25 protein-coding genes, 1 tRNA gene, 1 pseudogene and 1 riboswitch are annotated in these 20,098 nt (G+C 69.9%); of the genes and pseudogenes, 16 read left to right on the top strand and 11 right to left on the bottom strand.

The window, feature by feature from the left end; all coding sequences use genetic code 11:
- Positions 1 to 98: 98 nt before the first annotated feature.
- Positions 99 to 1,757, bottom strand: a complete 1,659-nt coding sequence (locus tag U1T56_RS09760; RefSeq protein ID WP_418159427.1) for an acyl-CoA synthetase — start codon at positions 1,755 to 1,757, stop codon at positions 99 to 101.
- A 185-nt stretch (positions 1,758 to 1,942) separates the two neighbouring features.
- A complete protein-coding gene (locus tag U1T56_RS09755; RefSeq protein WP_418159273.1) occupies positions 1,943 to 3,208 on the bottom strand; it encodes a hypothetical protein in 1,266 nt (421 codons plus the stop codon).
- A gap of 60 nt (positions 3,209 to 3,268) precedes the next feature.
- Here U1T56_RS09755 and U1T56_RS09750 point away from each other — a divergent pair, with 60 nt between their 5' ends.
- From U1T56_RS09750 to U1T56_RS09740, 3 genes are read left to right on the top strand one after another with little or no spacing between them, the layout of a single operon-like run.
- Positions 3,269 to 3,958 (top strand): hypothetical protein, encoded by a 690-nt coding sequence (locus tag U1T56_RS09750; RefSeq protein WP_418159272.1) that lies wholly within the window; start codon positions 3,269 to 3,271, stop codon positions 3,956 to 3,958.
- Positions 3,955 to 4,425 (top strand): UDP-N-acetylglucosamine--LPS N-acetylglucosamine transferase, encoded by a 471-nt coding sequence (locus tag U1T56_RS09745; RefSeq protein ID WP_418159271.1) that lies wholly within the window; start codon positions 3,955 to 3,957, stop codon positions 4,423 to 4,425. Before U1T56_RS09750 ends, U1T56_RS09745 begins: the two co-directional genes overlap by 4 nt.
- Complete coding sequence (locus U1T56_RS09740) at positions 4,422 to 4,919, top strand: glycosyltransferase (RefSeq protein WP_418159270.1); 498 nt, start codon at positions 4,422 to 4,424, stop codon at positions 4,917 to 4,919. Before U1T56_RS09745 ends, U1T56_RS09740 begins: the two co-directional genes overlap by 4 nt.
- On the opposite strand, the gene U1T56_RS09735 is transcribed toward U1T56_RS09740, so the two are convergent.
- Positions 4,892 to 5,119: a hypothetical protein gene (locus U1T56_RS09735; protein WP_418159269.1), complete on the bottom strand. Its 228-nt coding sequence runs from the start codon at positions 5,117 to 5,119 to the stop codon at positions 4,892 to 4,894. The genes U1T56_RS09740 and U1T56_RS09735 overlap by 28 nt on opposite strands.
- Positions 5,116 to 6,798 (bottom strand): urocanate hydratase, encoded by a 1,683-nt coding sequence (gene hutU, locus U1T56_RS09730; RefSeq protein ID WP_418159268.1) that lies wholly within the window; start codon positions 6,796 to 6,798, stop codon positions 5,116 to 5,118. Before hutU ends, U1T56_RS09735 begins: the two co-directional genes overlap by 4 nt.
- A gap of 80 nt (positions 6,799 to 6,878) precedes the next feature.
- Here hutU and U1T56_RS09725 point away from each other — a divergent pair, with 80 nt between their 5' ends.
- From U1T56_RS09725 to U1T56_RS09715, 3 genes are read left to right on the top strand one after another with little or no spacing between them, the layout of a single operon-like run.
- A complete protein-coding gene (locus tag U1T56_RS09725) occupies positions 6,879 to 7,565 on the top strand; it encodes a class I SAM-dependent methyltransferase (protein ID WP_418159267.1) in 687 nt (228 codons plus the stop codon).
- Complete coding sequence (crcB, locus tag U1T56_RS09720) at positions 7,565 to 7,951, top strand: fluoride efflux transporter CrcB (RefSeq protein WP_418159266.1); 387 nt, start codon at positions 7,565 to 7,567, stop codon at positions 7,949 to 7,951. Before U1T56_RS09725 ends, crcB begins: the two co-directional genes overlap by 1 nt.
- A gap of 11 nt (positions 7,952 to 7,962) precedes the next feature.
- Positions 7,963 to 8,307 (top strand): DUF190 domain-containing protein, encoded by a 345-nt coding sequence (locus U1T56_RS09715; RefSeq protein WP_418159265.1) that lies wholly within the window; start codon positions 7,963 to 7,965, stop codon positions 8,305 to 8,307.
- Between the two features lie 166 nt (positions 8,308 to 8,473).
- Here the strand turns inward: U1T56_RS09715 and U1T56_RS09710 are convergent.
- Together U1T56_RS09710 and U1T56_RS09705 are read right to left on the bottom strand one after the other, a co-directional pair.
- Positions 8,474 to 8,632, bottom strand: a pseudogene (locus tag U1T56_RS09710) (type II toxin-antitoxin system HicA family toxin); the annotation flags it as partial.
- A gap of 242 nt (positions 8,633 to 8,874) precedes the next feature.
- Positions 8,875 to 8,949, bottom strand: a tRNA-Glu gene (locus tag U1T56_RS09705).
- 171 nt (positions 8,950 to 9,120) lie between these two features.
- Here U1T56_RS09705 and U1T56_RS09700 point away from each other — a divergent pair.
- The 5 genes from U1T56_RS09700 (at position 9,121) to U1T56_RS09680 (ending at position 13,391) form a co-directional block, all read left to right on the top strand.
- Entirely contained in the window at positions 9,121 to 10,362 is a 1,242-nt protein-coding gene (locus tag U1T56_RS09700) for an MFS transporter (protein WP_418159264.1), read from the top strand.
- A gap of 42 nt (positions 10,363 to 10,404) precedes the next feature.
- Positions 10,405 to 10,507, top strand: a riboswitch (TPP riboswitch).
- A gap of 39 nt (positions 10,508 to 10,546) precedes the next feature.
- Complete coding sequence (gene thiO / locus U1T56_RS09695) at positions 10,547 to 11,689, top strand: glycine oxidase ThiO (protein ID WP_418159426.1); 1,143 nt, start codon at positions 10,547 to 10,549, stop codon at positions 11,687 to 11,689.
- Positions 11,686 to 11,892, top strand: coding sequence for a sulfur carrier protein ThiS (gene thiS / locus U1T56_RS09690; RefSeq protein WP_418159263.1), 207 nt, complete (start codon positions 11,686 to 11,688; stop codon positions 11,890 to 11,892). The genes thiO and thiS overlap by 4 nt, the downstream gene beginning before the upstream one ends.
- A gap of 3 nt (positions 11,893 to 11,895) precedes the next feature.
- Entirely contained in the window at positions 11,896 to 12,690 is a 795-nt protein-coding gene (thiG, locus tag U1T56_RS09685; RefSeq protein WP_418159262.1) for a thiazole synthase, read from the top strand.
- Positions 12,687 to 13,391 carry a thiamine phosphate synthase gene (locus tag U1T56_RS09680; RefSeq protein WP_418159261.1) on the top strand — a complete coding sequence of 235 codons (705 nt, stop codon included), beginning with the start codon at positions 12,687 to 12,689 and terminating at the stop codon, positions 13,389 to 13,391. Before thiG ends, U1T56_RS09680 begins: the two co-directional genes overlap by 4 nt.
- Here the strand turns inward: U1T56_RS09680 and U1T56_RS09675 are convergent.
- From U1T56_RS09675 to U1T56_RS09660, 4 genes are all read right to left on the bottom strand, one after another.
- Complete coding sequence (locus tag U1T56_RS09675) at positions 13,307 to 13,777, bottom strand: hypothetical protein (RefSeq protein WP_418159260.1); 471 nt, start codon at positions 13,775 to 13,777, stop codon at positions 13,307 to 13,309. The genes U1T56_RS09680 and U1T56_RS09675 overlap by 85 nt on opposite strands.
- A 98-nt stretch (positions 13,778 to 13,875) precedes the next feature.
- Positions 13,876 to 15,129: an App1 family protein gene (locus U1T56_RS09670; protein ID WP_418159259.1), complete on the bottom strand. Its 1,254-nt coding sequence runs from the start codon at positions 15,127 to 15,129 to the stop codon at positions 13,876 to 13,878.
- A 100-nt stretch (positions 15,130 to 15,229) separates the two neighbouring features.
- Complete coding sequence (locus U1T56_RS09665) at positions 15,230 to 15,520, bottom strand: hypothetical protein (RefSeq protein ID WP_418159258.1); 291 nt, start codon at positions 15,518 to 15,520, stop codon at positions 15,230 to 15,232.
- 79 nt (positions 15,521 to 15,599) lie between these two features.
- On the bottom strand, positions 15,600 to 15,983 hold the full coding sequence (locus U1T56_RS09660; RefSeq protein ID WP_418159257.1) for an MliC family protein: 384 nt from the start codon (positions 15,981 to 15,983) through the stop codon (positions 15,600 to 15,602).
- A gap of 336 nt (positions 15,984 to 16,319) precedes the next feature.
- On the opposite strand from U1T56_RS09660, the gene U1T56_RS09655 reads away from it, so the two are divergent.
- The 5 genes from U1T56_RS09655 to U1T56_RS09635 all read left to right on the top strand — a co-directional run bounded on the left by U1T56_RS09655 (position 16,320) and on the right by U1T56_RS09635 (position 19,178).
- Positions 16,320 to 16,529: a cold-shock protein gene (locus tag U1T56_RS09655; RefSeq protein WP_418159256.1), complete on the top strand. Its 210-nt coding sequence runs from the start codon at positions 16,320 to 16,322 to the stop codon at positions 16,527 to 16,529.
- A 115-nt stretch (positions 16,530 to 16,644) separates the two neighbouring features.
- A complete protein-coding gene (locus U1T56_RS09650; protein ID WP_418159255.1) occupies positions 16,645 to 16,896 on the top strand; it encodes a hypothetical protein in 252 nt (83 codons plus the stop codon).
- 89 nt (positions 16,897 to 16,985) lie between these two features.
- A complete protein-coding gene (locus U1T56_RS09645; RefSeq protein WP_418159254.1) occupies positions 16,986 to 17,801 on the top strand; it encodes a pentapeptide repeat-containing protein in 816 nt (271 codons plus the stop codon).
- Positions 17,802 to 18,113: 312 nt separating this feature from the next.
- Positions 18,114 to 18,347, top strand: coding sequence for a PPC domain-containing protein (locus U1T56_RS09640; protein ID WP_418159253.1), 234 nt, complete (start codon positions 18,114 to 18,116; stop codon positions 18,345 to 18,347).
- A gap of 78 nt (positions 18,348 to 18,425) precedes the next feature.
- Complete coding sequence (locus U1T56_RS09635) at positions 18,426 to 19,178, top strand: M10 family metallopeptidase C-terminal domain-containing protein (RefSeq protein WP_418159252.1); 753 nt, start codon at positions 18,426 to 18,428, stop codon at positions 19,176 to 19,178.
- 33 nt (positions 19,179 to 19,211) lie between these two features.
- On the opposite strand, the gene U1T56_RS09630 is transcribed toward U1T56_RS09635, so the two are convergent.
- Positions 19,212 to 20,039 (bottom strand): MBL fold metallo-hydrolase, encoded by an 828-nt coding sequence (locus tag U1T56_RS09630; protein ID WP_418159251.1) that lies wholly within the window; start codon positions 20,037 to 20,039, stop codon positions 19,212 to 19,214.
- Positions 20,040 to 20,098 lie beyond the last annotated feature (59 nt).

The raw sequence follows: 20,098 nt of genomic DNA, 5'->3' as shown, positions 1-20,098 counted from the left end.
AACCGTGCCCTGGAGTAATTTGAAGTTCCCTCAAACCAGCCATGCAGGAGAGGATTGCTCCAGAAGTAGATCAGCCATGCGCGAATCACATGCCGCGTCTACGCCTCATCCTGATCGGGCCCGTTCTCTTGCGCCATCTTGGCACGTGCCCGCAGCTCGAACTTCTGGATCTTGCCGGTCGAGGTCTTGGGCAGCGGTCCGAACACGACCCTGGCCGGGGCTTTGTAGTGGGCGAGGTGCTCGCGGCACCAGGCGATGATGCCGGCCTCGTCGGCCACCGCACCGGGCTTCAGGGTCACGAAGGCGCATGGACGCTCGCCCCACTTGGCGTCGGGCATCGCCACCACGGCCGCCTCCATGACGGCAGGATGCCGGTAGAGCGCTTCCTCGACCTCGAGCGAGGAGATGTTCTCGCCCCCTGAGATGATGATGTCCTTGGCCCGGTCCTTGACCTCGACGTAACCGTCGGGGTGCAGCACGGCGAGATCGCCCGTGTGGTACCATTCCCCTCGGAAGGCCTCTTCGGTGGCACTCGGGTTCTTGAGGTAGCCCTTCATGATCGTGTTGCCGCGCAGCATGATCTCGCCGAGCGTGGCGCCATCCGCGGGCACCGGCTGCATGCTCTCGGAATCGGCCACCATGCACCCGGCCATGGTGGGATAGCGCACGCCCTGGCGCGCCATCAGCGGCGCGCGCTGCTCGAGCGGCAGGTCCGGCCAGTTCGCCTGCTCGACGCAGACCGTGGCCGGCCCGTAGCTCTCGGTCAGGCCGTAGAGATGGGTGACGCGAAAGCCCATCCGCTCCATGGCCTCGATCACCGCGCTCGGCGGTGCCGCACCGCCGGTCGCGACCTCGATCGTGCGCCCGAACCGGCGCTTTACCGCCTCGGGCGCATGGATCAGCATGGTGAGCACGATCGGGGCGCCGCAGAGATGGGTGACGCCGGCCCGCTCGATCAACGGGAAGATCACGGCGGGATCGACCTTCCTGAGGCAGACGTGCGTTCCGCCCACGGCCGTGACCCCCCAGGTGTAGGTCCAGCCGTTGCAGTGGAACATGGGCAGCGTCCACAGGTAGGCCGAGCGGCTGTTGAGCCCGAACATGAGCGCGTTGCCCATGGCGTTCAGGAAAGCGCCCCTGTGGTGATAGACGACGCCCTTGGGATTGCCGGTGGTGCCCGAGGTGTAGCAGAGCGAGATCGCGTCCCACTCGTCCTGCGGCCCTTGCCAGGGATAGGTCGGATCGCCGCCATCGAGCAGTGCCTCGTAATCCATGATCCCGAGCCGCTCGCCGGGTACGGCCGGGTCGACGATGTCGATCACGATGAGCTCGCGCTGCACCTGGGCGAGCGCCGCCTTGACGACGGGGGCGAACTCGGTGTCGGTGAGCAGCACCTTGGCCTCGCCGTGCTCGAGAATGAAGGCGATCGAGGCGGGATCGAGCCGGATGTTGAGCGCGTTGAGCACGGCACCCGCCATCGGGATGCCGTAATGCGCCTCCAGCATGGGCGGGATGTTGGGGCACATCACCGCCACCGTGTCGCCCCGGCCCACGCCCAGGTCCCGCAGGGCGCTCGCGAGCCGCCGGCAGCGCGCGTCGACCTCGCTCCAGCTATAGACCGCCTCGCCGTAGATCACCCCGGCCCGCTCCGGGAACACGGAAGCGCTCCAGGCGAGGAAGTCGAGAGGAGTGAGCGGCCGGTAATTGGCCTGCCGCTTCGGTAGCGCCAGGTCGAAGATGCTGCCCTCGTCCGCCATCATGCTCTGCTGCCCCCTGAACGATCTTCGGCGCCGCCTGGATCGGCGCCGTCGGCTATGCCCCCGAGATTAGGTGCTCGGAGCCGTGCTGACGAGCCATGTTGCGGCCGCTGGCCATACGGCCCCTCGCCCGGATTGGATGCCGACCCGACACAGGACATGTTAGTCGAAGCCCGACGCCGTCGTCAGGTAGGCAGCCGGCGACGAGCTTCAGGAGCCGTCGGCGGCCTAAACGGCGCCGGGGTGCGCTCGGTGGCATCATCCGCCCGTTGCCGCTGCCCGGCCGCGATCGTGAGGCTCAGGGTCAGGATCAGGACGGTCGCGTGGTAGACCGCGTTGAACAGGTTCTGCAGGCACGCCTCGGTCACGAGATCGGCCGCGATCGCGCACACGAGCGCTCGACGCACGGGCTCCGCCTCCGCCCGTGCTGCCCGCACGGCCCGGTGCACGAGGAGCGACAGAAGCAGGACGACGAACAGGAGCCCCGGCGGTCCTGCCTCGAGATAGAACCGGACCAGCTCGTTGTGCGGCCACTCCAGAAGCTGGACGCCATCGAGCGCCGGCCGGCCGTCGGCCAGCATCGCCCGCACGGCACCCAGCCCGAGCCCGAACGGGTGCTCGCCCGCGAGTGCCAGCCAGTGCCCGACGCTGGCCCAGCGGCCCGAGCTGTAGTCCTCCTGTCCGCCGGTGAGCCGGAGCCAGAAGCTGTCGCTGACGAGAAGCGTCCAGCCCGAGAAGGCGAAGGCGAAGCCGAGCCCCGCCATGCCCAGCCGCATCGCCGCCTCGGCCGGCCGGGGCGAGACCCGGAGCAGGAGGAGCGCGGTGAGAGCGCCCGTCAGCAGCACCGTCCGGGTCGCCGTCATCAGCACCATGGCGAGCGCCATGCCACCCAGCGCCAGCGTGAGCGCGCGATCCGCGGGCCGCAGTTCCTGCCGCAGCCGGGTGCCGGCTAGCACGAGGTGGATGAAGCTCAGGCTGCTGTGCATCACGACCGAGCCCGTCGGATCGTAGCGCACGATGCTCGCGTAGCCGCGCGCCACCGCTGCCGGCCCGGCCAGCGCCTGGTGGGCGAAGGTGAGCGCCACGTAGATCGAAAGCTGCCACCAGACGAGCCGCAGCAGGCCCTCGGGATCGAAATGCCGGGCGAGATCGGGGGCGGCGAGGAGGACGAGAAGAGGCAGGACGAACTTGGCGTCGACCGGAGAGAAGCTCTCGCCGCCGGCACCCGTGAGCACGATCCAGGCCGCGAGCAGGCACAAGATCACGACGGGCCCGCTCGGCTGCGCCAGCATCGGCCGCACCAGGAACGGCAGCAGCAGGAGCAGCACGAGCAGGCCCGTGAACAGAAAGATCCGCTCCTCCTCGAATCCGAGTGCTGCCGCCGCCGAGGAGGAAAGGGCAGCGAAGGCGCAGACGGAAAGGAGCAGGAGGCGGGTCAGGAGGCGGGTCACGGGTCCTGCCGCTGCCGGACGGTTGACATCATGGACAACTAATGATTGAAAATCTCTTTCATGGCTACCGATTTCGGCGTTCCCAAGTCCAAGCTCTTCCCGATCCGGCCGCGCTCGCCGTGGTTCGCCCGCCCGATGCAGAGCCTCGCCTTCATCCTCGCGGTCAACTGGTGCCTGCAGGGCATGCGCGGAATGGACCGGAAGGAGCTCGCGTTCCGCCTCCCGGCCGAGCTGGTGCTGGCCCTGCTTCTGGCCGCAGCCGCCGGGTGGTGGCTGGAAGCACCCATGGCTCTTCTGTCCGGTCTCGTCGCGGCGCACACCATGAGCTTCACCCTCAACGGCCAGCTCTGGGTCTGCGTCCGCTACGCCCGCTTCTGGCACCGCGAGCCGGCAGCGCTCGAGCGCTTTCTCTTGGCCGCCGCCGCGGACCTCCGCACGCGACCACGGCTCAGGGAGGCGGTCTGCATCGGCTCGCGCGGCGACAGAGGCGTCATCCGCAGCGAGCGGTCCGATCTCGACCTCCGCCTCGTCTTCCCGCCGGGTGCTCGTGCCTGGCTCGCGGTCAACCTGCTGCTTCTGCGCCTGCGCGCCGAGGCCTTCCTTCGCCTCATCCCGCTCGATCTCTATGCCTACGACAGCCCCGAATCGCTGCGCCGCTTCGACCAACGCGAGCGGCTGCTCGTCATCCTCGACCGCGACGGCCGCCTCGCGACGCTGTTCCCCGAACGCGTGGCATCCTTTTCCCCATGAGCGAGCTGCTCTGGATCGAGACCCGGCGCACCTGCTGGGCCTACTCGCCGGGCGGGCATCTGGCCGAGCTCGAGCGCGCCACGGCCGGCATCCGTTTTTCGGACCGGTTCGACGTCACCTTCGCGGGCGGCCGCCCGCCACGTGAGCCGCCGCGCCGGATCTATCACGTCTGCCATCCGCGCCGCTCGGCCTGGCGCACGCTCTTGAATCTGCTCCAAGCCCTCCGGATCGTGCTCCGCGAGCGGCCGCGGCTCGTGATCTCGACCGGGGCCGACGTCGCCGTCCCGGTCTGCATCCTGGCCCGCCTCGCGGGTGCCCGGCTGGTCTTCGTCGAGACCACGGGCGAGCTCGAGCCCAGCCTCTCGGGCCGGCTGCTCTATCCCTTCGCCGATCTCTTCATCGTCCCGTGGCCGGAGAAGCTTCGCGCGTTCCCGCGCGCGATCCTGGCGCGAGGACCGCTCCTTTGACGCTCCTGGTCGCGGTCGGCACGTTCATTCACGGCTTCGACGCCCTGGTCGAGGCGGCCGACACGGCGGCGAAAGCGCTCGACCTTCGCGGCTTTGCCCAGATCGGCGGCTCGCGGGCGATCCCGCGCCATCTGGACTGGGCGCGCTTCCTGCCACCCACGGCACTCCAGGCGCGCATCGCGGCCGCCTCGCTCGTCGTCTGCCATGGCGGCGTGGGCCTTCTGGGCGAGGCCATGCGGGCGGGCAGGCCGATCCTGGTGGTCCCGCGCCGCGGCCGGGTCACGCGCGCGAACCCGAGCAACGACCAGACGGCGCTCGTGCATCGCCTTGCCGAATATCAGCCCATCCGGGTCTGCGAGCATCCGGAGGAGCTGGGTTTTCACCTCGCCGCGATGCTGGCCGAAGGACTGGAAGCCCGCCGCTACTACCTCGGCAGCGACGTTCCGGACCTGATCCGGAGCTTCCTTCAGCGCCGGCCGATCCGCTCGTCGTAGCCGTGCCGGTGGCTGTAATAGACCAGCCACATCAGCCCGACCCCGAGTGCCAGCGTCACCACCACGCCCAAGCCCAGCGCGATATAGCCGTTGGCGCCCATCTGCACGTCGGCGAGCTGGCTCCAGCCCCACCAAGCGATGACGCCCGCTGCGACGAGAAATCCCAGAAGGACGACGACGATCGCCGCGGTTCCCTTCATCCTGCCTCCATCGCCGCCACCATCGGCAGCTTCAATCCGTGCTCGCGGGCGCATTGAACCGCCTCGGGATAGCCGGCATCCGCATGGCGCATGACACCGCTCGCCGGGTCGTTGGTCAGTACCCGCTCCAGCCGCCGCGCCGCCTCGGGCGTGCCGTCCGCCACCACCACCATCCCGGCATGCTGCGAGTAGCCGATCCCGACCCCGCCGCCGTGATGGATGCTGACCCAGGTGGCGCCCGAGGCGCAGTTCAAGAGCGCGTTCAGGAGCGGCCAGTCCGCCACGGCGTCCGAACCGTCGCGCATGGCCTCGGTTTCCCGGTTCGGGCTCGCGACCGAGCCGGAATCGAGATGATCGCGCCCGATCACCACGGGCGCTTCCAGCTCGCCTCTGGCCACCATCTCGTTGAAGGCGAGCCCTGCCTTCGCCCGCTCGCCCAGGCCCAGCCAGCAGATCCGGGCCGGCAGGCCCTGGAACGCGATCCGCTCCTTCGCCATGTCGAGCCAGCGGTGGAGATGCGGATCGTCGGGAAACAGCTCCTTCACCTTGGCATCGGTCCTCCAGATGTCTTGCGGGTTGCCGGAGAGCGCCGCCCAGCGGAACGGCCCCCGCCCGCGGCAGAACTGCGGACGGATGTAGGCCGGAACGAACCCGGGGAAGTCGAACGCGTCCGCTACTCCCATCTCCAGCGCGAACTGGCGGATATTGTTCCCGTAATCCAGCGTCGGCACGCCGGCATGATAGAAGTCGAGCATGGCGCGGACCTGCACCGCCATCGATTCCTTGGCCGCCCGCTCCACGGCCTGCGGATCGGTCTCTTGCGCCGCCTCCCAGGCGGTCACGTCCCAGCCGCGGGGCAGGTAGCCGTGCAGCGGATCGTGCGCGCTGGTCTGGTCGGTCACGATGTCGGGCCGGATGCCGCGCCGCCAGATCTCGGGGAAGATTTCGGCCGCGTTGCCGACGAGCCCGACCGAGACCGCTCGCTTCGCGCGGCAGGCCTCCTCGATGATCGCGAGCGCCTCGTCGAGCGTCTCCGCCATGCGGTCGAGATAGCGCGTTTCCAGCCGCCGTTCGATCCGCGAGCGCCGGCACTCGACGGCGAGGCAGGAGGCTCCCGCCATCGTCGCCGCGAGCGGCTGCGCGCCGCCCATGCCGCCGAGCCCTCCGGTCAGGATCCAGCGCCCGGCGAGATCGCCGCCATAATGCCGCCGCCCGGCCTCGGCGAAGGTCTCGTAGGTGCCCTGCACGATGCCCTGGCTGCCGATATAGATCCAGGAGCCGGCCGTCATCTGGCCGTACATCATGAGCCCCTTTTTATCGAGCTCGTGGAAGTGCTCCCAGGTTGCCCAGCGTGCCACGAGGTTCGAGTTGGCGATCAGCACGCGTGGCGCGTCGGCGTGGGTCCTGAACACGCCCACGGGCTTGCCGGACTGGATAAGCAGCGTCTCGTCCTCGGCGAGGTCCCGAAGAGAGGCCGCGATCACGTCGAAGCAGAGCCAGTCGCGCGCCGCCCGGCCGATGCCGCCATAGACCACGAGCTCCTCGGGCGCTTCCGCCACCTCCGGGTCGAGATTGTTCATGAGCATCCGCAAGGCCGCTTCCGTCTGCCAGCTCCGTGCGGTGAGCGTGCGGCCGCGCGGGGCGCGGATGCGCCTGGTATTGTCGAGACGCTGCAGCATGACCGTGCCTCCTTGTCCCTGACCCGTCGGGAAGGCTAGGACGGACGGCGACGCCCGCCAACCGTCGAGGCCGCCACGCGATGCCGCTCCCGGTCCGCCGCCACACCGATGTCCTGCGCGAGACCACCGCGTTCAGGGGCCGCCGCGCGCTCGAGGCGGGCTGCGGTGCCGGCCGGCTGCTGGCCTGGCTCGCCCGCGAGGGTGCCGCTCCCATCGGCCTCGATCCCGATCCGGCCCAGCTCGCGCGGGCGCGGGCCGAAGCGCCCGCGGTGCCGCTCGTGGCGGGGGTGGGGGAGGCTCTGCCGTTCGCTTCCGGCAGCCTCGACCTCGTCCTCTACTTCAACAGCCTGCACCACGTGCCGCTCGCCCGGCAGTGGCAGGCTCTGGTCGAGGCCGCCCGCGTGCTCGCCAGCGGCGGCGAGCTCCTCGTCGTCGAGCCTCTGCCCGAGGGCGACTACTTCGCCCTGCTCCAGCCGCTCGAGGACGAGACCGAAGCGCGGAGGGAGGCCTTCAGGGCGCTCCACGCCGCCGGTGCCTCGGGCCTGCGCCTCGTGCAGGAAGGCTGCTACGACACCCGCATCGCCGAGCCTTCCTGGGCCGCCACCCGCGCGCGCTTTCTCACCGCCAACCCGGCGCGGGCCGAGGCGCTGGCGCAGGTCGAGCCCGAGCTGGAGCGGCTGTTCGCGAGCCTGGGCGAGCCGACACCCGACGGCGGCCGCGCCTTCTCCCAGCCCATGCGCTTCGACCTCCTGCGGCGGCTACCCTGATGGATACCTATCTCTGGGTAGCGTTCGGCAGCGCTCTGGGCGGGATCGGCCGCTTCTGGTGCTCGGGCTTCGTGGCCGAGCGCTTCGGCGGCACCTTCCCGTGGGGCACGATGCTGGTCAACGTCGTCGGCTCGTTCATCATCGGCTTCTTCGCCACGCTCACCGGACCCGACGGCAGGCTGCTCGTGAGCCCCAATGCCCGCCAGTTCGTCATGGTCGGCATCTGCGGCGGCTACACCACCTTCTCCTCGTTCAGCCTGCAGACCTTGAGCCTGCTGCGCGACGAGGAATGGCTGCTCGCCGGGCTCAACATCGTGCTCTCGGTCGTGCTCTGCATGCTTTCGGTCTGGCTCGGCCACGTGGCCGCAGCCGCGATCAACGATTAGGGGCAGGGCCCATGCAGGTTCCACGCGACGCCGTACTCTTGCGGATCTTTCTCGGCGAGAGCGACCGCCATGGTCACCAGCCGCTCTACGAGGCGATCGTGATGAAGGCGCGGGAAGCGCACCTCGCCGGTGCGACCGTGCTGCGCGGGCCGATGGGCTTCGGCCATTCGAGCCGGCTGCACACGGCGAAGATCCTGCGCCTGTCCGCCGATCTGCCGCTGGTGATCGAGATCGTCGACAGCGAGGACAAGATCCGGCAGTTTCTTCCCGTCCTCGACGGCATGATGGGCAGCGGCCTCGTCACCCTCGAGAAGGTCCAGGTTCTGCAGTACGGGCAGAAGCCTCCGTCGTCATGACCGACATCGCCGACCGCGAGGCCTGCTTTCGGATCCGGATCGCGGCCACCGGGATCGGCTGAACCCGACCGCTATTCCGGATGCGACGGGGGTAGCGCGAAGCGTCCCGATGTTTTTGAACCGCCGGCAAGGAGGTCGGTCGCCAACACCGACCGGCGGCACCCTCAAGGTCGCCCGGCTCGAGCCCGGTGCGGCGCGCGATCCGCGCCAGCATCTTCGGGCCGATCTCCTCCTCGTCGTGGAAGGCGAACACCACGTCGTCCCAACCGCCGCGCGCCAGCGTGCGGTGTGAACCGGATCGAGGCTTGATGCACCAGCCGATCCGCTCGCCTCCTCGGGCGTGGCGCCGTAGGCCATCGCTCCCGGTACGGCCGGCGCCTCGGCCAGTCGGCGGCCGTCATCCTCCTGCTCGATCCCGACCGTCAGCGTCGCACGCTGCGGCAGCGCTCAGCAAGGCTCTGGCCGCAGTCGTCCGCCGCTATCCACATCTGGGCAGCGGCAGGTTTGCCGTACCGTTGCCGTATGAGCTGCCGCGAGAGCTGACCTAGGCTAAATGCTTGATTTTGCTGGCGTCCCCAACGGGAATCGAACCCGTGTTCCAGCCTTGAAAGGGCTGTGTCCTGACCGCTAGACGATGGGGACGCTGGCCGAGAGCTAGCGAGCCCGAGCGGGAAAATCAAGCCCGATGCCTGCTCGCGGCCAGCGCGTCGGGCCGGCATTGTCAGGTGTCGCTCTCCGGCGCATCGTGCCCAGCCCCGTTTCGGGGCAGGCGGCGATGCCCTCTCGGGTGCTGCCAGAAGGTGGATCGGGCAGATGCAGGACACGACGAGCGCCCACGAACAGCGCCTTTCCGGATGGGTGGCCTTCCGTCACCGCGACTTCGCGCTCTACTGCGCCGCGCGGTTCCTCTCGGCGCTCGCGATCCAGATGCAGACCGTGGCCGTGGGCTGGCTGGTCTACGATCTGACCCGCGATCCCCTGGCCCTCGGGCTCGTCGGTCTCGCGGGCTTCCTGCCGGCGATCTGCTTCGCTCTCCTCACCGGCCACGTCGCGGACCGGTTCGACCGGCGGGGCGTGCTCCTGCTCTGCTATGCCCTCACCATGGCGAGCGCCGCCGGGCTCCTCCTCGTCGCCCGACAGAACACGCCCCCGGTCTGGCCGATCTACGCCCTGATCCTGCTCTTCGGCACGGCGCGCGCCTTCGCCAACCCGGCGGGGCAGGCGCTGGTACCGAACCTCGTCCCCATCGAGCATTTCAAGAACGCGGTCGCCTGGAACTCCTCGGCCTGGCAGACCGCGACCATCGCCGGGCCGGCACTCGGCGGCGTTCTCTACGCCTTCGGCGGCACGGTCGTGTTCGCGGCGGCGACGTTCTGCTTCGCCCTCACCTTCCTTCTCCTCCTCGCCATGCACCCTCGCGGCGTTCGAGGGATACAGGAGAAGGCGAGCTGGACCGGGCTCCTCGCCGGGATCCGGTTCATCCGCTCGCGACCGGCGATCCTGGGCGCCATCTCGCTCGACCTGTTTGCCGTGCTTTTGGGCGGAGCGACGGCGCTCCTGCCGATCTATGCCCGCGACATCCTCCATGTCGGCCCGTGGGGGCTCGGCATCCTGCGCAGCATGCCGGCCGTAGGGGCGGTGGTCATGGCGGTGCTCCTGGCGCATCGGCCGCTGTCGCGGCGCACGGGCCGGCGGATGTTCCAAGCCGTCGCCGTGTTCGGCCTCGCCACCATCGGCTTCGGCCTTTCGACGAGCCTGCCTCTGTCACTGCTCTTCCTGTTCGTCATGGGGGCCGCCGACATGATCAGCGTGTTCGTGCGGCAGACCCTGGTGCAGATCGAGACGCCGGATGCCATGCGCGGCCGGGTCGCTGCCGTGAACGCCGTGTTCATCGGCGCCTCCAACGAGCTCGGCGAGTTCGAATCGGGCGTGCTCGCGGCCCTGATCGGGGCGGTGCCGGCCGTGGTCGTGGGCGGCATCGGCACGCTGGTCGTCGCGGGCCTGTGGGCACGCTGGTTTCCTGCCTTGAGAGAGCGGGACCGTCTCGTGACCTGACGCCGGGGCTTGCCTCGGGAGCGCCGATCGCGGACTATGCGGGCACGAGCTTTGGGGTGCTGACCGGCATCGCCGGTCGGCTGAGAGCATACCCACGGAACGTGACCTAGGTAATGCTAGCGAACGGAGAGCTCCGATCGAACCCGTCCTCGAGGCTGCGGCGAAGCACCCGCAGCGGGTGAGCATCATCGGTGCCGGTGTCGTGGGCCTGGGCGTCGGCTGGCGCCTGGTGCAGGCCGGCTGCGCGGTCGATCTGTTCGACGCCGGCACAGCCGGACGAGGTGCGAGCTGGGCCGCGGCCGGCATGCTGGCGGCCGGGGTGGAGACCGAGCCCGGCGAGGAAGGCCTGCTGGCACTGACGCGGGCGAGCCAGGCGATGTGGCCCGGCTTCGCCGAGGAGCTGCGGGCGGTAACCGGCATCGATCCGGACCTGCGCGAGGAGGGCACCCTCGTTCTGGCGCTGACCCGCGACGATCTCGCCAGGCTTCGGGCCAACGTCGCGTTCCAGGAGCGGCTCGGGATCGAGCTGCGCTGGCTCGGGGCGCGCGAGCTGCGCGAGCGCGAGCCGTTCCTGCGGCCCGGGATCGCCGGCGCCGTCCTAAGCCCGCACGACCATCAGGTCGACAACCGCGCCCTCGTGACGGCGCTGGTCCGGGCGTTCACGGCGGCGGGCGGCAGGCTGCACGAGGCATCCCCGGTCGAGGCGGTCGTGATCGAGGGTGGCAGGGTGACGGGCGTGCGCGCGGCCGAGCGGTGCCTGCCCGCCGATGCGGTGCTACTCGCCGCGGGCGCATGGTCGCGGCGGATCCAGGGCATCCCGCCGGAAGCGTTGCCGCCGGTACGGCCGATCAAGGGGCAGATGCTGGCGCTGCGGATGGACCCGGCAGCACCGCTCCTGCGCCACGTGGTCTGGGCGCCCAAGGTCTATCTGGTGCCGCGGCGGAACGGGCGGCTGATCGTGGGTGCGACCGTCGAGGAGAGAGGCTTCGATGCGACGCTCACCGCGGGCGGCGTACTGGCGCTGCTCGAGAGCGCGTGGCGGGCGCTGCCGGCGATCGAGGAGCTGCCGATCGAGGAGATGTGGGTCGGGTTCCGGCCGGGCTCGCCCGACGACGCGCCGATCATCGGCCCGACCCCGGTGGCGGGGCTGACGGTGGCGACGGGGCATCACCGCAATGGCATCCTGCTCGCACCCATCACCATCGAGGCCACGGCCCGGCTCGTGCTCACGGGCGAGCGCCCGCCCGAGATCCGGCCTTTCGGCCTCGAGCGGTTCGCCCGGCACGGGTCGCGAGCGCCGGCCATGAGCGAGGAGGCATCGGCATGAAGAAGGTCCGGATCAACGGCAGCGAGGAGACCGTGCGCGCCGAGACGGTGGCCGAGCTCTTGCGCGAGTGCGGGCTCGAGGAGCGGGCGCGCGGCCTGGCGGTGGCGGTCAACCGTGTCGTCGTGCACCGGCAGGAATGGGCCAGAGCCAGGCTCGCCGAGGGCGATCGCGTCGAGATCATCCGCCTCTCCGTCGGAGGCTGAGCCATGGACGGGCAGACGAACGGCGCCCCGAGCGGCGACCGGCTCGAGATTGCAGGGGTGGCCTTGCGCTCGCGGCTGTTCATGGGAACGGCCGGCTACCCGAATCAACAGGTGCTGACGGCCGCCCTCGAGGCCGGCGGGGCCGAGGTGGTAACGGCGGCGATCCGGCGGATCAGCCTCGATGCCTATGGCGGCAGCCTGCTCGACGTGCTGGGCGACCGCTACCGGCTCCTGCCCAACACCTCGGGCTGCACCACCGTCCAGGATGCCGTCCTTACCGCCCAGCTCGCGCGCGAGGCCATCGGCACGAGCTGGGTCAAGCTCGAGCTGATCGGCGACCGGGAGACGCTCTACCCCGATGCCGAGCAGCTCGTGACGGCAGCCGAGGCGCTCGTGCGCGATGGGTTCGTGGTGCTCCCCTACTGCACCGACGATCCGGTCCTGTGCCGCCGGCTCGAGGACGTGGGCTGCGCCGCGGTGATGCCCCTGGGCTCGCCGATCGGCTCGGGCATGGGCATCCTGAACCCCTACAATCTCGAGCTGATCTGCAGCCGCGCTGGCGTGCCCGTGATCCTCGATGCCGGGATCGGCACCGCTTCGGACGTGGTGCTCGCGATGGAGCTCGGCTGCTCCGGGGTGCTGCTCAACACGGCCGTCGCGAAGGCGCACGATCCGGTGCGGATGGCGGCCGCCATGCGCCACGCGGTCGAGGCCGGGATCGGCGCCAGGGCGGCCGGACGGATCCCGCGGCGACGCTACGCCGAGGCGTCGAGCCCGCAGCTCGGTCTCATCGAGTGAGCCGGCTGCCCGATCGCCTGCTGCTGATCACCGACCGGAAGCTCGCGTCCCGGCCGCTCGAGCAGGTGGTGGCGGCAGCACTCGCCGGCGGCTGCCGCTGGGTGAGCCTGCGCGAGAGGGACCTGCCGCCCTCGGAAAGACGGCGGCTTCTCGTCCGGCTTCTCGAGCGCGCGGCTTCTTGCGGGGCCTGCATCGGCGTCCATGCGGATCTCGAGGCGGCTGCAGACCTGCGCCTGCCGGCGCTGCATCTGCCCGCGGGTGCTGACGTCGCCGCGGCGCGCGCGCGGCTCGGGCCGAAACCGGTCATCGGGATCTCGACCCATGACCCGGCCGAGATCGCGGCGGCCGGCGCTGCCGGAGCGGACTACGTCACCTTCGGCCCGGTCCTGCCCTCGCTGAGCAAGCCCGGCCATGGCGACAGCGGCGGTCTCGCGCGGCTGGGTGCCGCCACGGCCGCGGCCGGGCTGCCCGTGCTGGCGCTGGGCGGAATCACCGCGGCGACGGCGGCGGCGTGCCGGGCGCTGGGCGCCGCCGGCGTGGCGGTCGTCGGCGCCGTGATGCAGGCGGACGACCCGGCCGCGGCCACCCGGGCCATTCTCCATGCCCTGAAAGAGGGTCAGGATGTCGGGCCGGCGCTCGCGGCAGCGAACAGACGGGATTCGACCACCCCGGTGGAGCGGCAGGGCTTCTCGAAGGGATAGGTTGTGTAGGGGTTGCGGTAGGTGCCCGTGAAGTCGGTGGCGATGACGACGCGAGTCCCGCCCGCGGCGGGCTCGAGCGTGACGCGGACCGTGCCGTGGCGGCTCTGGACCGTCACCATGCGGCGCTCGGGGTCCTCCTGACCCACGATCTCGGGCACGCAGGACATCCAGGCGGCGGGCGTTCCGCTGCGCGATGCCGTGACGACGCCGCTCGTGCCGTCCGTCGTCCGCGTGAAGCCGAGCCGGATGATCTCGGCCTCGATGCGACTGCGCACCTCGGCCGGATCGCCCGCTACCGTGCGGTCCGTCTCGACCGGCACGCTGGCGCAGGCGGCAACGCCGAGCAGGATCGCGGCACCGAGCAGGGATGATGGGCGTCGCGGCATGGGCATGTTCCTCGCGCTCGCGGGTAGGAAGGGCCGACGAACGCCCGCGATGCCGTTCCCACAGCCTCGCGGGCATCGGCCATGCCCGGCGCACCTGCTCAGAGGCGGCGGCTGTCCTCCGGCTCGACCACGACGTTGGGCGGCGTCCCACCTGCTGCCCCCTGGTCCAGAGCCTGATCGAGCCGGCCGCGCTCGACCGCGGCCCGCGTTTTCTCCGGTGTCGGACGGACGATGGTGCGGGTCGTGGCCGGTGCGGGTGCTTCGGGCTCCTGTGCACGCTCGGCGGCGACCTCGGCGAGGGCTTCGGCCGCGATCAGGCCGTGCTCGACCGCGTGCTCGGCCATGGCGAGGCTGTCGGCGGCGAGCAGCAGGCTGCTGCCGGCGGCCGCGACCTCGGCCGCCAGCGCCTCGATCGCGGCCCGGCGCTCCGGGCTGCGGCTGACGTTGCGGATGTAGATGGCGAGCACGCGGCCGGGATGCTCGCGGACGAGACGCGTGTAGATCTCGGGGTCGCGCTGGCCGCTGTCGCCGATCAGGACGAAGGGCAGCTCGCGGTAGAGGGCGAGCATGTGGCGGATCATGTCGAGCTTGTGGCTCTTGCCGCGCCGGGGCAGCGGGTTCTGCAGCGTCATACCCCATTCCCGCAGGAACAGGAGCGGGCCGACCGGGATGAGGTGGAGGTGGAAGAACTCGTCCAGGATCTCGTAGTTGCTCCAGGGACTGCGCGAGACGTAGAGCATCGGGTTGAACGCCTCGCCCGAAGCGCCCCGATGGAACGCCCGCAGGAGCGCCGCCATGCCGGGAAAGGCGAGCCGGTGGTGCGCGCCTTGCAGGAACAGTCGCCACAGCATCCGGGGCAGGCTCGCGACCCGGCTTTCCATGATCGTGTCGTCGATGTCGCTGATCACGACGGAGCGGCAGCGTGTGGGCGGGATGAACAGCTCGCCTTCCACCTCGAGCCGCACGGGCTGCAACAGCTCGAGCGGGATGGGATGCCAGAGTCGGTCATCGGGCGGCGGCTGCGCGATCTCGAGATGGATGCGGAAATAGCCGTCCGCGTCGGTCACCACCCGCTGCTCCGCGCCGCCGAAGCGGGCGAGGACCGGTGCCGCGCCGATGCCGTGGCGGAAGAGGTGACGGCCGAGCCGGGCGAGGCTGCCCAAAGGCGCACCTTCCGCGCGGCGCGGCGGCTCGCGGAACACCCGGCCGATCAGAAAGATCTCCTCCTTCGAGCCGTAGCCCCGATAGGGCTGGAGCACGACGCCGCCGTCGTCTCGTACGACATGGACGGGGCGTGCCAGGAAGCGCAGCGCGCTCCGGGCCGCATCGGTCAGACTGGTGGCGAGCCTCATTCCTTTTCCCCGAACGCCTCGGCTCGGCCGTCACGGGCCCGATCCTGCTAACACCGAGACGCGGCCGGGGTTGCGAGACGAGCCGGCCTTGCACGCAGACTCAGCAGCCGAGGTCGGCTGGTGGGATCGTGGCGTCGGTCTCGAGATCGAACGGCCCCGTGCTGTCGACGCGCGCGCGGCCGGGATGGCGGCTCTGGTCGGCGCAGGGGCCGAGGCCGCCCGCATCCAGGGGAAGGACGACCTCGACGGAAGGTGCAGGCTGCGTCGATCGGGCCGGCGCTCCATGCCAACGCGCTTCGGGCACGGTAGCACCGGGGACAGGGGTCGGGCCTTCCGTGATCATGGCGGCGGCAGCGAGGGCGATCAAAGAGCGCGGGACGGGCGAGGGCATTTCCCCTCCGGGTGCAGGCCGGGCTCGCGCGATGATGGCGCAGGAGAACCCGGATGGAAAGCTCGGGCGCGCGGCCCGGTCAGGAATCGAACCAGGGCCGGTAACGGCAGTAGGTCTGGACACCGCCCGGATAGGTGAACAGAGCCTCGTCGCGCACGGCCCAGAGCTCCCAGCCCGGAGCGGTGAAGCGGCGGCCCCGGTCGGCGGGCGAGCGCGTGAGGGTCAGCGCGTCCTTGCTCGTGGTGAGCACCGCCCTGTTCTGCTCCTCCTGGAACAGGACCCGCAGCACGTGGCCGTCGGCGCAGCGCCAGGCGAGGTCGGCCACGGACGCGGGCGGGGCCTCGCCCCGGCCACAGCCGGCGAGGAGCACGAGGCATCCGGCCAGCGCCACGCCGGGTCCGGATCGGGTACGACCGGACCCGGCGGAGGGCAGCATGGCGCTGAGACGGCGATCCTTCGCCATGGCGGCACCTTCACAGGCAGGCGGACCAGCGGAAAGCCGGGACCGTCCACCCTCGAGACTAGATCGCGCGGGAGGATGGGTGAAGGGATCAGAAGCCTACGGCGGTATGCCGGGAGCGGCCAATTCCGCTGTTTCTTCGGCCGGCTTTCGCGTGGTGATGCTCCTGCCGATTTGCCCTTGCGGAAAGACACGGCACGTTCCATCTTAGCTTCAGGTTCTCTACCCGCTCTTCCGGCCGACCGGTTCTACCGGCCACTCTCCAGGACAGACGCCAGAGATCACCTCACGCCGCGGTCTGTCGCCCGGCGTGCACGACCCACCTACCGAGGTGATTTGATGCAGACCGGCACGGTCAAATGGTTCAACGCGACGAAGGGCTACGGCTTCATTACCCCCGACCAGGGCGGCCCTGACGCCTTCGTCCACATCTCCGCCGTGGAGCGGGCTGGGCTCGGCGAGCTGCGCGAGGGCGACCGCGTGCAGTACCGTCTGGTACGCGGCAAGAACGGCAAGAGCTCGGCCGAGGAGCTGCAGCGCGCCTCCTAACAGGGCGATCGCAGCCTCGGCCAGACGACACCCTCCGGGCTTCCGGGGGGTGTCGCTGTTTTGGGACCAGGAATGCCGCGCCGCACCGCGGCCGGCGAGCGAGCGGAGGACTTCGATGAGCCTCGTCGACAAGCTGCCGGGTATGGCGGATGCCGACCTCAACAACCTGCACGCCAATGCCGTGCGTCTCAAGGAGGCGGGCTCGGCGCAGCAGCGCGCCTCGGCCGCGGCCGTGCTGCCGGCGATCGAGGCCGAACTCTCGGCGAGGAAGGCGGCGAAGCAGGAGCGCCTGGCGCAGAACCGCCGCGCGCGCAGCAGCAAGAAACAGGCGGCGGCTGCGGCCGAGGCGGAGAGCGCCGCCGGTTGATCCCGGCCTTCCCGGCGCAAGCTCGGATCGGCTAGCATCGAGACCGCGGGGAACCCCGTTGCGGGGATCCCGCCGGACGGGCGATGGCCATGACGACGCGGCGGCGGTTGCTGGAAGGTGCTCTGGGTACGGCCTTTGCGGCGGGTATCCCGCAGCGGGGACCGAGCGCCCAGGACATGATGCGGCACGTCGACCTCGATTCGCCGCGCATGGTCAAGGCCGAGCTGACCCGTGAGCAGGTGGCGGCGATGGCGGCGGAGGCGGTCGCGCGCAACGGCCGTGTCGATCTCCACGACCGCAGCCTGAACGGGCTCGACCTCTCGGGCCTCGATCTCGCCGCGGCCGATCTGCGCTGGGCGCGGCTCAACCGCGCCACGCTCAAGGGCACCCGCCTCGCCGGTGCCTGGCTCGATCTCGCCTGGGCGCTCGAGGCCGACTTCTCCCAGGCCGACCTCACCGAGGCCGGCCTGTTCCAGGCTCAGCTCCTGCGCGCGAAGCTCGACGGGGCCAGGCTCGACCGGGCCAGGATCGCGGCCGGCTTCGACAACGCCTCCTTGCGCGGCGCCTCCTTGCGCGCGGCGGACGGGTCCGCCGACATGCGCAACCAGTCCATGGGCCTGATGCGGGCGAGCTTCAGGGGGGCGGTGCTCGAAGCGGCCGATCTCACCGACGCCAGGCTGGCGCGCGCCGACTTCGCCTTCGCCAAGCTCGGCAAGGCCCGGCTCGACGGTGCGGATCTGACCCGAGCCGACCTCGGCGGCGCCGATCTCACCGGTGCCAGCATCATCGGGGCCGATTTCACCGGGGCCGACCTCACCGACACGATCCTGCGCAAGCTCGTCGGCAAGGAGACGATCAAAGGCCTGGACGCGGCCAGGAATGCCGATCGGGCGGTGTTCGACTGAAGCGGACGCTCGGCAGCGAGTAGCTGCTGCCGAGGTCGGGTTCGCTCGTGCCGGTGGGGATGTTCCCCGATGGAAGCTCGGTGCGGCCATCGGGCTGCGGGACCGGCCGGAGATTGGCAGGTCGTCATGCCTTGACTATAGGTTTATTTTCTTGGAATGACAAATCATTCCGGCATTCGGGACGCGCCTGCATCATGGACCCGTCCCGATACGATAGGGCATATCAGGACCGCCGGAGCAATGATTGACAACCTGGACGCTATGAACATCCTTCTGATTACGCTTTAAGCGGTCAATCGAGGATATGAATCAGTGACGGATATTCCTGGCAACATCGGCACCGATGCCACATTGATGCTCGGGGTGGCGTCGGAGAGCGACTTCGATCGGGATGGCGACTCCGACTGGTTCAGGATCTACCTGAACAAAGGTCAGTCTTATGCCTTCCGTGTCGATGGCGAGTATGGCTCGATCTACTCGCTGACCTTGCGCGACGCGAACGGGAACGTCATCAAATCTGTTGATGCGCACGAGAAATTCTACTGAATTTCCTACGAAGCAAGCTTCGATTTCACTGCTCGCTCATCGGGCATCTATTACCTCGATGCACGTGGCGTCAACACGGTGTACGATGGAACGCCTTCCGCCTACACGATCCAAGCGTCGCTCGATGCGAGCACGTCCTTCACCGATGCGAAGGTGATCGCGGTCGATCAGGATTATACCGAAGGGGCAAGCTTCGACGGTGACCAAGACGATCTCCTGGACGGCGGTGCGGGCACGGACACGATCAGCGTCGAGGTCAGCGGTGTCGCGACCAAGATCGATCTGGCAACCGGCACGGCGACGCGCGGCAGCGAGCTCGACCGGCTTTACGGCATCGAGAACGCGATCGGCTCGGCCTATGGCGACGAGATCCGTGGCAGCGGCGGCGCCAACGAGCTGCGCGGCCTTGCCGGCAACGACCTGCTGTTCGGCGGTGCGGGCAACGATGCCATCTACGGCGGTGTCGGCGACGACAGGATCACCGGCGATTCCGGCTACGACCGGATGTACGGCGAGGCCGGCAAGGACGTGTTCGACATCAATCTCGGCGACACCGGCGTCGGCCTCGGCCGCCGCGACATCATCGCCGACTTCCAGCGCGGCAGCGACAGGATCGACCTCGTCTCGATCGACGCCAAGAGCGGCATTGCGGGCGATCAGGCCTTCACCTTCATCGGCACCAAGGGCTTCACCGCCGCGGGCCAGCTCCATTACCTCTATGACAGCGGCAACACCATCGTGCAGGGCGACGTGAACGGGGACAAAGTGGCGGACTTCGAGATCCAGCTCACGGGCAAGATCGCCCTCACCGCTACCGATTTCGTGCTGTGAGCCGGCCGGTCGGGGGATGAGGGTGCCTCGCTCTCATCCTTCGCCCAGGGCCCGCAGGTAACGCTCGGCGGAGCGCTTCACGGCCGCCTTGGCGTCGCCCTGCACCGCGGCATCGAACCAGGCGCCGTGGAGATGCTCGAACGGGTAGGGATCGAGCATCGCCGCCATCCGCCGCACCGTGGCGGCGGGCAGCGGGAGGTAGTTCGGGTAGCTGTACATGAAGCTGAGCCAGCGCCGGTCCTGCACGACCTGCAGGATGTCGCCGGCGAGCAGCACGCCGTGACCTTCGGCGCCATCGGCCCAGTGAAGCACGGTGCCGCCGGCGAAGTGGCCGCCGAGGCGCAGGAGGGTGAGGCCCGGCCCGAGCTCCAGCGCGTCGCCGTCCCAGAAGCGGATCGCGGGATCGGGGCGCACGACCCATTCGCGGTCGGCGGCGTGGAGCCAGATCGGCACGCCGCCGAAGGCGCGACTCCATTCCACCATCGACGCATAGTAATGCGGGTGCGAGATGGCGATCGCGGATAGCCCGCCCAGGGCCTCGATCACGCGCACCGCCGCCGCGTCCACGAGGCTGATGCAGTCCCACAAGACGTTGCGGCCGGGGCCGCCGTTCCCGGCGCGCGCCGGCACCAGGAGCGCACGCTGGCCGATCGCGAACTTGGGCTCGATGCCGAGGCCGAGAAGGCCGTCGCCCTGATCGCGGACGGCGAGCTTGTGGGCGCCCTGCAGCTCCTCGAGCGTGGTCCAGCGCTGGCCGCCCCAGCCCACGTACTGGCGCTCGTCCTCGCAGACGGGACAGCGTTCGGGCGGCGCCTCGCTGGCTGCGAACTGCGTACCGCAGGTCGTGCAGATGGCGTGCATGGCGGGGCTCCTCTTTCCTCGTCCAGCGAACGCTCAGCCTCGCGGAACCGGCCGCGCCA

Source organism: Benzoatithermus flavus, assembly GCF_037908215.1.
Classification (GTDB): Bacteria; Pseudomonadota; Alphaproteobacteria; order Geminicoccales; family Geminicoccaceae; genus Benzoatithermus; species Benzoatithermus flavus.
The sequence above is the reverse complement of the archived record's forward strand: the minus strand, read 5'-3'. Positions and strand labels throughout refer to the sequence as shown.